The organism is Geoglobus acetivorans, from assembly GCF_000789255.1.
GTDB classification, from domain to species: Archaea; Halobacteriota; Archaeoglobi; order Archaeoglobales; family Archaeoglobaceae; genus Geoglobus; species Geoglobus acetivorans_B.
Window position 1 is genome coordinate 109,514 of sequence record NZ_CP009552.1, and the last position, 11,838, is coordinate 121,351.

Here is an 11,838-nt window from a genome sequence, read left to right on the forward strand (position 1 = left end):
TTTTTGCATGATACCCGAAACGATTAAATAGTTCTGCAGGCAAACATTACATCATGATAGATGGTGTTAAAACGGTTCTTGTTGTTGGAGCAGGGACCATGGGCCACGGAATAGCAGAGGTGTGTGCAATCTCAGGCTACAGGGTCATTCTTGTGGATGTGAGCGAGCAGGCACTTCAGAAGGCGACTGAAAAAATAGAATGGAGCCTGAAAAAACTGGAAAAGAAGGCAAAAATCAATGAAAACGAAGTTATGGGCAGAATACAGACATCCACAGACCTTGCGGAATCTGCAAAAGGTGCAGACCTGGCCATAGAGGCGGTTGTTGAGAGAACGGACATAAAGAAAGAGATATTCAGCACCCTCGATGAAAACTGCAGGGATGATGTTATTCTCGCAACAAACACATCCACAATTCCGATCGGAGAGATAGCCTCAGCAACGAAAAGACCAGATAAGGTTATTGGACTGCATTTCTTCAATCCTCCAACGCTCATAAGGTTGATTGAAATAGTCAGGGGTGATGAAAGCTCCGCTGAAACCGTTGAATTTGCCAGAGAGTTTTCAAAATCAATTGGGATGGATTATGTGGTTGTAAAAGATGTACCAGGATTCCTGGTTAACAGAATAAACGCGAGGGTGTTCACACAGGCCGTAAGGCTCCTCGAATCAGGGTTCACCGCCGAACAGATTGATGCGTGTGTCAAATACAGGCTGGGCATGCCGATGGGTGTATTTGAGGTGATTGATTTCAGCGGTGTGGATGTGCTTTACAACGTTCTGAGAGAGCTTTCAAACAGAGGATTCGACATCACAATTCCTGCTATTCTCGAAAAAATGGTCTCGGAAAACAGGCTCGGAATGAAAACCGGAGAGGGATTCTACAAATATTCGGGATTCTACGGAAGGGCTGAAATACCAAAGAGCAGGGCATACGACGTCAATCCCCTCATGATTATTGCTCCCGCAGTAAACGAGGCCTGCTGGATTATAAGAAACAGGGTTGCAAGTAAAGAAGATGTCGAAAAGGCCATGAAACTCGGAATGGGATACAGAAAGGGGATACTCGAAATAGCAGACATCTACGGAATAGATAAAGTTGCTGAGGTTCTGAAAGGGATTTCAATTACTCCAGACCCGCTGCTCGAGAAGATGGTTGCGGATAATAAAACCGGGAAGAAATCAGGAGAGGGATTCTTCAGGTGGAGCCATGAAAGAAGGGCCTTTGGCCCTGTTGAATACGAGAAGAGAGACTCCTATGCAGTCATCAGAATGAAGAGAATTGACAAGCTCAATGCCCTGAATGAAGAAATGTGGACCGGAATCAGAGACGCCCTGATTTACGCTGAGAGAGACAGAGAGGTTAAAGCCGTCATTATCACCGGAGAGGGAAGAGCTTTCTCGGCCGGAGATGATATTGCAGTGATGAAATCATGGAAGGGTATCGTTGATGGCCAGAAGTTCTTTGAAAAAGTTGCTGGACCGCTCATTTATACCCTCGTGGAATACGAAAAGCCGGTGATATCTCTCGTCAACGGTCTCGCCTTTGGAGGGGGGATGGAGCTGAACCTCCTCATGGATGTTGTGATCTCTGGCAGAAAAGCAAGGTTTGCCCTTCCCGAAGGACTCATAGGTGCTTTCCCCCCAATAGCTTCTTCCGTAGGATTCTTCATGAACAGAGGGATTACCAGGTACTGCATCACGGGTGAAGAATTCGATGCTGAAGAGGCTTTCAGACTTGGTCTTGTGGATATCGTTGTTGATGACGCCCAGCTTGAGCTTGCGGGAATTGAGCTGGCAGAGAGCATCTCCGAGGTTGCACCACTGTCGCTCAAGGCTGTAAAGAAAATAAAGAACACTGTTTTCCAGATCTGCAGAAATTCACTCGAAAGCGCTGTCAGAGAGCTGATAATACTCTCAGCAACTGAGGACTTCAAGGAGGGTATGAAATCCTTTGCAGAGAAGAGGAAGCCAGTGTGGAGGGGGAAGTGATGAACTTTGAGTTAAGTGAAGACCACAGAATGATTCAGCAGGCGGTGAGAGAGTTCGCCGAAAAGGAGATAATGCCCTACGGAAGAGAACTGGACGAGAAGGGTGAATATCCATTCCATCTTTTCAGAAAGGCTGCAAAACTCGGGTTCATCGGCATTGACCTGCCAGAGGAGTACGGCGGACAGGGGCTCGACTACACATCAAACGTGGTTATCTGCATAGAGCTTGCAAGAGCTGACAGCAATGCGGGCAGTGCCATAGCATCATCGACTCTCGGATGTCCAATGCTGAAGTATTTTGGAAGCGAGGAGCAGAGGGAGAAATACCTCTCAAGGGTTCCAAAAGGGGAGACCACGTCAGGAATTGCAATAACAGAACCCGATGCGGGGAGTGATGCGGCCAAAATAAAAACAAGGGCCGAAAAAACCGAAAACGGCTGGAAGATAAACGGTAACAAGGTGTTTATAACAAACGGAAGCATTTCAGACTGGATAATTCTGCTCGCAAGGACTGCTGGAGAGGGTTACAGAGGGATATCAGCATTCGTCGTCGAAACGTCAGCAGAGGGATATGAAGCAAAGCCTATAAAGAAGATGGGGCTCAGCTGCCATGATACTGCCGAAATAAGCCTGAAAAATGTTGTTGTGCCTGAAGAAAATCTCGTAGGCAGGGAAAACAATGGTTTTTACCAGCTGATGAGGTTCTTCAACGAGAGCAGAATTATGATAGGGGCAATTCAGCTCGGCATGGCCATCGGGGCATACGAAAGAGCACTTGAGTATGCGAAGGAAAGGAAGAGCTTTGGAAAACCCCTGATAGAGCATCAGGCCATAGCCTTCAAGCTTGCCGACATGTATAAAGACATAGAGGCGGCGAAGCTTCTTGTCTTCAAGGCGGCATGGCTTGTCGATAACGGTAAGGCTGATCCGGCCTTAAGCTCTGCAGCAAAGCTGTTTGCGAGTGAGGTTGCAGTAAAGGTTACCTACGAGGCCGTGCAGATCTTTGGAGGATACGGGTTCAGCAAGGAGTATGATGTTGAGAGATATTACAGGGATGCGAGGGTTGGAACGATTTATGAGGGGACGAGCGAAATTCAGAGGCTGATAATATCGAGATCTCTGGCAGGAAAGCTGTGATGAAATTGGCGAGCCAGAATGGTAACATATTTATCCCACCTATTTTTCAAGATTAATTGTTAAAAATGGAGGTGCGCAGATGAGATTCGTTAAGGGATTTCCCGCAACAACAATGGAGGAATACCAGCTGAACGTAATAAACGTGCTGAAGTATGCGGCAAAGTATTTTGAAGATAGAGAGATAGCATCGAGGCTCCACAACGGAGAAGTGTTCAGATACAGCTACGGTGAAGCTTACAGAAGAGTCAGAAAGCTTGCAGATTCTCTCGAAAAGCTCGGAATAAATCCGGGAGATAGGGTGGGTGTGCTGAGCTGGAACACCCACAGATTCTACGAGCTGTTCTTTGCAATTCCCGGAATGGGGGCGGTTTTGCTGGAGATGAACCTCAGGCTCCATCCAAAAGAGATAGTTTATGTTGCAAACCACAGTGGAGCAAAGGTAATTTTCGTGGATGAAACCCTGATCAAGCTTGCCGAGGGTATAGCTCCGCACATCAAAGCCGAGAAGTACATCATAATGGCCGACGGGGATCTTCCCGAGACCAGTCTCGAGAATGTTTACAGCTATGAAGAGCTCGTAAGGAATGGAGACGAAAATTACGAGTTTCCGGTTGTCGATGAGCATTCCGCAGCAACTGCCTGCTACACATCCGGAACGACTGGAAATCCGAAGGGGGTTTACTATTCAAATCGAGCAATGGTTCTGCACTCCCTCGCAGAAATACACGCTCTCGGTCTGAGGCCGGATGACGTTTACATGCAGCTCGTGCCCATGTTCCATGCAAACGGATGGGGGCTGTTCTATCCTGCCACGATAGCGGGAGCGAAGCTCGTTTTCCCGGGAAGGTATGCTGTGGATAATCTCGGGCCAGTTCTGGAGCTCATGCAGAGTGAGAGAGTAACGGTAACGGCCGGAGCGCCCGCCATCTTTCTGCCAATGCTGAAATACCTGGACAGTCTCGAAGATCCTCCCAGGTTCAACCTGAGAGCCTGGAGCGGCGCAACAGAACCGCCACTGGCCATGATGAAGGGGCTGCTCAAATACGGAATAGAGGTAATTCATGCATACGGTGCAACAGAAACATCTCCTCTCGTATGCTACAATTTCATAAAACCCGGGCTGGAGGATATGAGCGAGGACGAGCTCTGGGACATGAAAAGGAAACAGGGCATCCCTGTTTTCGGTGTCGAGGTCGCCATAGCAGACGAAAACGGAAACTTCCTCCCGTGGGATGGAAAAAGCATAGGGGAGCTGTACATCAGGGGGCACTGGATAACGGGCGAGTACTACAAAGACCCGAGAACATTCGACTCATTCGCAGAGGATGGCTTCCTGAAGTGGTGGAAGAGCGGGGATGCTGCCACGATAGACGAACACGGATACATAAAGATAGTGGACAGGTTTAAAGACCTTATCAAAAGCGGAGGAGAGTGGATAAGCAGTGTGGACCTCGAAAACTTCCTTGTTGCCCATCCCGCCGTTTTTGAAGCGTGTGTTGTGGGCATACCGCATCCAAGGTGGGAGGAAAGACCGCTGGCATTTGTCGTCCTGAAAGAGGAGTACAGGGGAAAGGTCAGCAGGGAAGAGCTGTTTGAACATTTAAGCCAGAGGTTTGCAAAATGGCAGCTGCCAGACGAGATACTGTTTGTGGATGAAATACCGAAAACCAGCGTGGGTAAAGCGAGTAAAAGGACTCTCAGAGAAAAATACAGGGAGTTTTACACAAAATAAGGTAAGAAACAACTCAATTTTTTATTTTACCACAGGGTATCCCTTTGCCATCCACTGCATAATCCCCCCTTCCATTTCGTAAACTTTCTCAAAGCCCAGCTCGTCCATTATATTCATAGCCTCACCAGACCGGTGTCCCGTTCTGCAGTAAATAAGATACGTCTTGGACCTGTCAAGTCCGCTGAGTTCGTCCCTGAACTTGGGAGAGTAAAAATCGATGTTGATCGCCCCCTCAATGTGCATCTGAGCATATTCCTGTGGAGTCCGAACATCAATAATTATGAAATCCGGATTACCTCTGTTCTCCTGAATCAGTTTGTAAGCCTCATCCACAGAGACTCTTTTAAGAACCCTGTCATCCTTCTGCACGCATCCGGGGATAACTGATACTGCAAGAGCAAAGAGAACAAGGGTTGCTGCCAGAATATACTTTGTTTTTCTCATGAACTGAGGGAGGTTTTACAAACTTAATTAACCTTTCTTGCTTCTGAAGGCCGCTGCAAATTCGAGCGTTCACTGCACATCACCATTCCAAAAATTAATGTATCCCCGGATGCCAGAAATGTGCATGTACTCAATCGCGATAAACAACGGACTCTGCTTCATCAATGGAAAATTCATCAGAGCTTCTATAGGGATAGAGGGGAATAAAATAGCAAGAGTATCCAAGGAAGAGCTGAAAGGAGAAATCGAATTTGATGCATGCAGGAACATAATCATTCCTGCATTCTTCAACGCCCACACCCACGCTGCAATGACTCTGCTGAGGGGAATAGCAGAGGACATGGAACTGAACACCTGGCTTAAAAACGTCTGGAGGCTTGAGCGGCTTCTCACTCCAGAGGACATCTACTGGGGCACGATGCTTGCGATTGTTGAGATGATGAAAAGCGGGATCGCTGGCTTCAGCGACCTTTACATCCACATGGACGAGGTTGCAAAAGCGGCTGGAGAAGCAGGCCTCAGAGCTGTGCTCTGTTACGGAATGGCGGACAGGGGGGATGAAGAGAAAGCGAGAAGAGAACTCGATATCGGTGAGAAGTTCATATCGGACTGGGACGGAGCGTTCGATGGCAGGATAAAAGCAATTTACGGCCCCCATGCACCCTATACATGCACGCCTGAATTTCTGAGAACGGTGAAGGAAAGGGCAGACAGGCTGGAAACCACGATTCACATCCACGTTTCAGAGACACAGTGGGAAATTGAAGAGATAAAGAAGCGGTACGGGACCACACCGGTCAGATTGCTCGAAAAGATTGGTTTTCTCGATGATAACGTCATCATAGCCCATGGTGTGTGGCTCGACGATGAGGAGCTTGAAATTCTCAAAAAGAGGGGCGTGAGTGTGGTTTACAACCCGGTGAGCAACATGAAGCTATCATCGGGAATCGCGAGGGTCAGAGACATGCTCGACACCGGCATCACCGTTGCCCTCGGCACAGATGGGGCGGCGAGCAACAACTCCTACAACTTTTTCCAGGAGATGAAGTTCGCATCACTCCTCCAGAAAATAAAGTACATGAGGGCTGATGCGGTTAAGGCAGAGGATGTCCTCAGAATGGCCACTGAAAACGGATATGCTGCATACGGAATCAGGGGAGGAAGAATCGAGGAGGGTTATCTCGCAGACATCGCAGTTTTATCAAAATCCCAGCACCTGTATCCGCTCTACAACCCTACATACGGCCTCGTGTACTCTGCAAGCGGCGAGGAGGTGCAGCATCTAATCGTCAGCGGCGAGATCATCATGGAGGACAGGGTGATTCTGACCGTGGATGAGGAAAAAATTTTTGATAAGGTGGAAGGGCTGAAGGAAAAATTCACTTCCTGAGTTTTTCACCGAGCTGAAAACCTTCCCTCAAAGCTTTGATATTTGCCTCAACCATTTTTTCTGGCAGCACCTCTCCCAGTGCTTTTTCAACCGAATTTAGTTTCAGAGGTATACCCAGTCCAATGAGAATTCCGGCCATAACAACGTTCGTTGCCTGAATGGTTCCTGCAAGCCTTTCGGCAATTTCAGATGCGTTTACTGTGTACAGCTCGCCAAGATGGGGTCTTATCCTGTCAGCTATCTCTTCAAGCTCCGGATACTTCGCAACTCCGGTGGAGACGCTCGGTGGAGATATTGGCCGGGTATTGACAACAGCAACAGTATTATCGCCCATGTAATGGCCGTACCTCAGTATTTCAACCGGCTCAAGAGATGCTATGAAGTCCGCATGCCCGTATGGAATGAGAGGAGATCTCACATCTCCTATCCTGAGATGTACCTCCACACTCCCTCCTCTCTGAGCCATTCCATGCGTCTCTGCAGAAACTACATTCAACCCTTCTTCCATCGCAGCTCTTGCCAGAATGCCAGATGTTGTCAGAACGCCCTGACCGCCAACCCCGACTATGAGAATGTTTACCTTCATCATCTCACCTCGCTGCCCTTATCGCCCTGTGCGGACAGACCGACGCACAGACTCCACAACCCACACACAGTGCTGGATCGATTTCCGGCTTTCCTTCCTGGATGTATATTGCCGGGCAGGTGAATTCATTAACGCATTTCATGCATTCCCTGCAATCATCAGTTATCTCAAGCGATCTTATTTTGATCCCCTTTCTTCTCCTCTCTCTCGTCCAGAGAATTGCGCATGGCTGTTTTGCAATTATAACTGCAACACCGTCATGACTCAGCGCCCGTTTCAGGGAATCTTCAACCGCCCTCAGGTTATACGAGTGCACCACCTCAACAAACTTAACTCCCAGAGCTCTGCAAACATCCTCAATCCTGATGGAATCTGCCTTCTCACCACAACCCCTAACATCAACCCCAGGGTGAGGCTGATGTCCGGTCATGCCGGTCGTCGAGTTGTCGAGAACAACAAGCACGAATTTGTTTCCGTTGTACACGGCATTTATCAGGGGCGGAATGCCAGTATGGAAAAAGGTGGAATCACCTATGGTTGCGATTACCGGGTTAGAAAGCACGTAGCTCAATCCGTTGGATGATCCGGCACTCGCCCCCATGCAGATTGTGATGTCTACACCCTCAAGAGGTTTGTTTATACCGAGAGTATAACAGCCAATATCGCTCGGAAGAGCTGTCCTGCCAATTTCGTTCACAACATTTCGTATTGCGTAGAAGACTGCAGTGTGGGGGCAGCCCGGACATAAAACCGGAGGTCTCGGCGGTGCAATCTTCACAAGCTCGGCTGCAGTGGTCAGATAACTGGAATAATCAAAATCCTTTCCTGCAAGTCTCGCAATCCCCTTCTGAACGATTGAGACGTTGTATTCATAGTTCTCAGGCAGGTAGCCATCCATCTTCCCGTGAACCCTGACACCAAACTCTGCAGCCATCACCCTTACCTGCATCTCAACAACAGGATCAACCTCCTCGACCACCAGCACCTCGTCGAGGTTCGAGAGGAAGTCAGTGATGAGCTTTCCGGGCAGAGGATTCATCGAGGAGAGCTTGAGAACGGGCATCTCAACCCCAAGGTTCTCCATCGCCTCTACGGCGTAGTTGTAGCTCATTCCACAGGCAATCAGACCCTTTCTGCCATCGCCCTCATCAACCCAGTTATAGTCCCAGCCATTAAAGTAATCCTCAAGCTTTTTCAGTTTTTCCTGAAGTCTGGGCTTGAGCCTTCTCGCGTGAGCCGGCAAAACAACATCAGTTTCTGGATGCCTCTCCCATTCAACCTTCTCGATTTTCTTGTATGGAATTTCACCAAGCTCGACGACACCACTTGAATGGCTAAGTCTCGTGTAGCTCCTCAAAATGAACGGCAATGAGAAGTTCTCAGAAAGCTCAAACGCATTCTTTGTGATCTCTTTTGCCTCGTTCACGCTGGAAGGCTCAACCACCGGCACCTTTGCAGCTATCCCATACCACCGGTTATCCTGCTCATTCTGACTTGAGTGCATTGATGGATCATCTGCAGAAACGCAGACAAAAGCGCCCCTCGCTCCAACATAAGCGAAGCTGAAAAGTGGATCGGCAGCAACATTCAATCCGACATGCTTCATCGCAGTCATACCTCTTTTACCAGCAAGCGACACCCCTATCGCAACCTCAAAAGCCACCTTTTCATTTACCGCATATTCCATCCGGTATTCCATCCTGTCCTTAAGATGACTGCAGGCAGCGTTCAGGGTGTCAGTTATCTCAGAAGAGGGAGTGCCAGGATAGGCAGAAAAAACGTCAATCCCGGCCTCAATCGCTCCTCTCGCAATTGCTTCATTCCCCAGAAGGAACACTTTTTTCCCTGGTGCATCCAGTATGACATCCTTTAACATACCCTTAAGCCAAAAAATTTGCTTTAAAAAATTAGCGTTTTAAAAGAGATTCGAGAACATCTCCGACGAAAGTGCCAATGATGAACACCACCCCAAAATAAAGCGCAATAAAAACCCCCGCCACGACGCCCGCCAGTCCTCCGAGAAGAGGAATGAACGGCACAAACAGTCCAACGGGAAGCGTAAATACAAAAAACAGCAGAGCGATCAACACTCCGAAAACAAACCCAACAGCAAGCGAATTTCTCAGGAGTCTGAGCTTGTTTTCTCTGCCGGGGTTTACAAACCCATAGACAAGGCCTATCAGAAACACAAGAAACGTTAGATTCATGAAATAAATTTGGAAAGCAGGTTTAAAAAACTAATCCTCTTCCGGCTTTATCCTCGTCGCCAGATAGATGAACGGCGTGTCCATCAGCGCAACAACGAACTTCATGATGTACGAGGTTATGAAAATCTCCCAGATTCCCTGCCAGCCAAGCTCCGCAAACAGTTCAGGATTGAACACCACGAAGAAGAGCAGAGTGAACGTAGCATTATCTATCAGCTGTGAGACAAGCGTTGATGCGTTGTTTCTCAGCCAGAGGAACCGGCCCTTGGTCTTTTCCTTCCAGAAGTGGAAAGCCCAGACATCGTGAAGCTGGGAAATCAGGTATGCTGTAAGACTTGCAATGGTAACGTCAGGCATGAAACCAAAAATCTGCTGCAATGCTGGATCTAAAGCGTCTTCAGGTGCAGGAGTGAATGCGAGTGTGATCTGCATTATGATCGTCGTCGCGATCAGCACGAAAAAGCCTATGAACACTCCTTTCCTTGCGTATTTCTTGCCGTACTTCTCAGCAAGGATATCGGTGGCAAGGAAGGTGGAGCCGTAGATGATGTTGCCCATTGCGGTCATCAGTCCGAAGAACTCTATCAGCTTCGCTACCTGAATGTTCGCCAGAATTATTGCCATACCTATCCATACATAAAGCCCTACCCTGCCAAATAGCCTGTAAGCCAGAGTTATCAGAGCAAAGCTGACCATCAGCAGAATGAACCACAGAACTTCGTTGGACAGCATGGGGTAACCCAAATACTTATTTAATTTAAAAGTTTTCCCGGATTCATGGACTTCATCACATTCATCCTCACAGCTGTCTTCATATCCCTGAGCGGCGTTCTCGCCCCAGGACCGATGCTTGCATTAACACTCACAGAAGGAAGAATGAACAGGCTGGCCGGAATTGAAATCTCCGCAGGTCATGCAATTGTCGAACTCCCCATTATTGCAGGGCTTTTCATGGCAGGGAAATCCTTCGAGATGGGAATATTCAGGGAAATCCTCGCTTTATCGGGGGGAATTTTAATGCTCTACCTCGCATTCAGAGAGCTGAAAGATAAAAACTCAGAAATCAGAATAAAGGGGATTCTCTCAGGGATTGCCGTCAGCGCACTGAATCCGTACTTCATAATCTGGTGGCTCACCATCGGCTTCACCCTCATTCTTATCTCCATGAATTTCGGTCCCGCAGGAATTGTCGCATTTGCGATTGCACACGTAGCATGCGATTTTGGATGGTACGGTGGGGTCGCTCTATTTGCAAACAGAATTTCCGGAATGAAAAACATTAACAGGATTCTGAGCATTATCTCGGCATCAATCCTTGCTGTCTTCGGACTGTATTTCATTGTGTCCTCAATAAGGGCATTACATTTATATTTCAGATGAAAAAACCCTGAATTATGTCATACAGTGAAAGGAACATAACCAGAATAATCGTAAGGGAGGCTGCAAAGGACTGGGAAGATATTAGCGATACTGATGTTGTTATTGTCGGAGCAGGTCCGGCCGGGCTGACTGCTGCCTATTACCTCAGAGAATTCGGATTTGATGTGGTTGTTTTCGAAAGAAGGCTCAGCTTTGGTGGAGGCATAGGCGGAGGAGGAATGCTCTTCCACAAAATAGTTATCGAGGAAGAAGCGAAAGAAATTGCAGAAGGATTCGGAATGAAGCTGAAAGAAGTCGAAAGCGGACTTTATTCCGTAGATTCATCAGATTTTCTGGCAAAACTGTCATATTCCGCTGTTGAGAGCGGAGCCAAGGTCCTCCTGGGAGTCACTGTTGATGACGTGGTGTTCAGACCAGACCCTCTGAGGATTTCGGGTGTCCTCGTCCAGTGGAGTGCAGTCCAGATTTCCGGACTTCATGTTGATCCGCTGATGATAGAGAGCAGGGCCGTTGTCGATGCGACGGGCCATGATGCCGAAGTTATAAGCATCGCTGCAAGAAAAATACCCGAACTCGAGATATTCATCCACGGCGAGAAATCAGCCTACAGTGAAATGAGTGAGAAGCTGGTTGTAGAGAAAACAGGAAAGGTTGCTGATGGTCTTTACGCTGCGGGAATGGCAGTCGCTGCAGTACACGGTCTTCCAAGAATGGGTCCGATATTTGGTGGAATGCTGATGAGTGGAAAAAAGGTTGCGGAACAGATTATGTTTGATCTCAAAAAATGAAGTGCGAGATCTGCAAAACGAGAATGGCTCATCAGAGATGCAGGAGGTGTGGAAGGGCAATTTGCACGAAATGCCACTTTCACCATGGACTTTGCACGGAATGCAGGGGCAGGCTGAGAGGTCAGTAGTACAATTTCCCCAGCTTTTCGGGATTTGAAGAAAATTTATTAATTCATCCCTTTTA

At 47.9% G+C, this 11,838-nt stretch carries 11 protein-coding genes; 6 read left to right on the top strand and 5 right to left on the bottom strand.

Annotated features, from left to right (window positions below):
• The first annotated feature begins 53 nt into the window (after positions 1 to 53).
• From GACE_RS00645 to GACE_RS00655, 3 genes are all read left to right on the top strand, one after another.
• Entirely contained in the window at positions 54 to 1,991 is a 1,938-nt protein-coding gene (locus tag GACE_RS00645) for a 3-hydroxyacyl-CoA dehydrogenase/enoyl-CoA hydratase family protein (RefSeq protein WP_048090336.1), read from the top strand.
• Positions 1,991 to 3,127, top strand: a complete 1,137-nt coding sequence (locus tag GACE_RS00650) for an acyl-CoA dehydrogenase family protein (protein ID WP_048093455.1) — start codon at positions 1,991 to 1,993, stop codon at positions 3,125 to 3,127. Before GACE_RS00645 ends, GACE_RS00650 begins: the two co-directional genes overlap by 1 nt.
• A gap of 79 nt (positions 3,128 to 3,206) precedes the next feature.
• Positions 3,207 to 4,859, top strand: coding sequence for a long-chain fatty acid--CoA ligase (locus tag GACE_RS00655; protein ID WP_048090338.1), 1,653 nt, complete (start codon positions 3,207 to 3,209; stop codon positions 4,857 to 4,859).
• A 21-nt stretch (positions 4,860 to 4,880) separates the two neighbouring features.
• On the opposite strand, the gene GACE_RS00660 is transcribed toward GACE_RS00655, so the two are convergent.
• Entirely contained in the window at positions 4,881 to 5,303 is a 423-nt protein-coding gene (locus GACE_RS00660; RefSeq protein ID WP_052400163.1) for a rhodanese-like domain-containing protein, read from the bottom strand.
• 124 nt (positions 5,304 to 5,427) lie between these two features.
• Between GACE_RS00660 and GACE_RS00665 the strand changes: the two genes are divergently transcribed.
• Positions 5,428 to 6,693 (top strand): amidohydrolase, encoded by a 1,266-nt coding sequence (locus tag GACE_RS00665; RefSeq protein WP_048090341.1) that lies wholly within the window; start codon positions 5,428 to 5,430, stop codon positions 6,691 to 6,693.
• Here the strand turns inward: GACE_RS00665 and GACE_RS00670 are convergent.
• Genes GACE_RS00670 through GACE_RS00685 form a run of 4 tightly spaced genes read right to left on the bottom strand, consistent with a single transcriptional unit; the run spans position 6,683 to position 10,218 of the window.
• Entirely contained in the window at positions 6,683 to 7,282 is a 600-nt protein-coding gene (locus GACE_RS00670) for an indolepyruvate oxidoreductase subunit beta (RefSeq protein WP_318249239.1), read from the bottom strand. The two genes, GACE_RS00665 and GACE_RS00670, sit on opposite strands and share 11 nt — an antisense overlap.
• 1 nt (position 7,283) lies before the next feature.
• Positions 7,284 to 9,155, bottom strand: a complete 1,872-nt coding sequence (gene iorA, locus GACE_RS00675; protein WP_048090343.1) for an indolepyruvate ferredoxin oxidoreductase subunit alpha — start codon at positions 9,153 to 9,155, stop codon at positions 7,284 to 7,286.
• Between the two features lie 31 nt (positions 9,156 to 9,186).
• On the bottom strand, positions 9,187 to 9,486 hold the full coding sequence (locus tag GACE_RS00680; RefSeq protein ID WP_048090345.1) for a hypothetical protein: 300 nt from the start codon (positions 9,484 to 9,486) through the stop codon (positions 9,187 to 9,189).
• A 30-nt stretch (positions 9,487 to 9,516) separates the two neighbouring features.
• Complete coding sequence (locus GACE_RS00685; RefSeq protein WP_048090347.1) at positions 9,517 to 10,218, bottom strand: queuosine precursor transporter; 702 nt, start codon at positions 10,216 to 10,218, stop codon at positions 9,517 to 9,519.
• A 45-nt stretch (positions 10,219 to 10,263) separates the two neighbouring features.
• Between GACE_RS00685 and GACE_RS00690 the strand changes: the two genes are divergently transcribed.
• Both GACE_RS00690 and GACE_RS00695 read left to right on the top strand, forming a co-directional pair.
• On the top strand, positions 10,264 to 10,866 hold the full coding sequence (locus tag GACE_RS00690) for a LysE family transporter (RefSeq protein ID WP_048090349.1): 603 nt from the start codon (positions 10,264 to 10,266) through the stop codon (positions 10,864 to 10,866).
• Between the two features lie 14 nt (positions 10,867 to 10,880).
• On the top strand, positions 10,881 to 11,654 hold the full coding sequence (locus tag GACE_RS00695; protein ID WP_048090351.1) for a sulfide-dependent adenosine diphosphate thiazole synthase: 774 nt from the start codon (positions 10,881 to 10,883) through the stop codon (positions 11,652 to 11,654).
• Positions 11,655 to 11,838: the final 184 nt, after the last annotated feature.

What these genes read in the sequence shown, in the direction of transcription:
- GACE_RS00685 (WP_048090347.1), bottom strand. Translation starts at nt 10,218, where the DNA reads ATGCTGTCCAACGAAGTTCTGTGGTTCATTCTGCTGATGGTCAGCTTT.
- GACE_RS00655 (WP_048090338.1), top strand. Translation starts at nt 3,207, where the DNA reads ATGAGATTCGTTAAGGGATTTCCCGCAACAACAATGGAGGAATACCAG.
- GACE_RS00695 (WP_048090351.1), top strand. Translation starts at nt 10,881, where the DNA reads ATGTCATACAGTGAAAGGAACATAACCAGAATAATCGTAAGGGAGGCT.
- GACE_RS00660 (WP_052400163.1), bottom strand. Translation starts at nt 5,303, where the DNA reads ATGAGAAAAACAAAGTATATTCTGGCAGCAACCCTTGTTCTCTTTGCT.
- GACE_RS00690 (WP_048090349.1), top strand. Translation starts at nt 10,264, where the DNA reads ATGGACTTCATCACATTCATCCTCACAGCTGTCTTCATATCCCTGAGC.
- iorA (WP_048090343.1), bottom strand. Translation starts at nt 9,155, where the DNA reads ATGTTAAAGGATGTCATACTGGATGCACCAGGGAAAAAAGTGTTCCTT.
- GACE_RS00680 (WP_048090345.1), bottom strand. Translation starts at nt 9,486, where the DNA reads ATGAATCTAACGTTTCTTGTGTTTCTGATAGGCCTTGTCTATGGGTTT.
- GACE_RS00665 (WP_048090341.1), top strand. Translation starts at nt 5,428, where the DNA reads ATGTACTCAATCGCGATAAACAACGGACTCTGCTTCATCAATGGAAAA.
- GACE_RS00650 (WP_048093455.1), top strand. Translation starts at nt 1,991, where the DNA reads ATGAACTTTGAGTTAAGTGAAGACCACAGAATGATTCAGCAGGCGGTG.
- GACE_RS00670 (WP_318249239.1), bottom strand. Translation starts at nt 7,282, where the DNA reads ATGATGAAGGTAAACATTCTCATAGTCGGGGTTGGCGGTCAGGGCGTT.
- GACE_RS00645 (WP_048090336.1), top strand. Translation starts at nt 54, where the DNA reads ATGATAGATGGTGTTAAAACGGTTCTTGTTGTTGGAGCAGGGACCATG.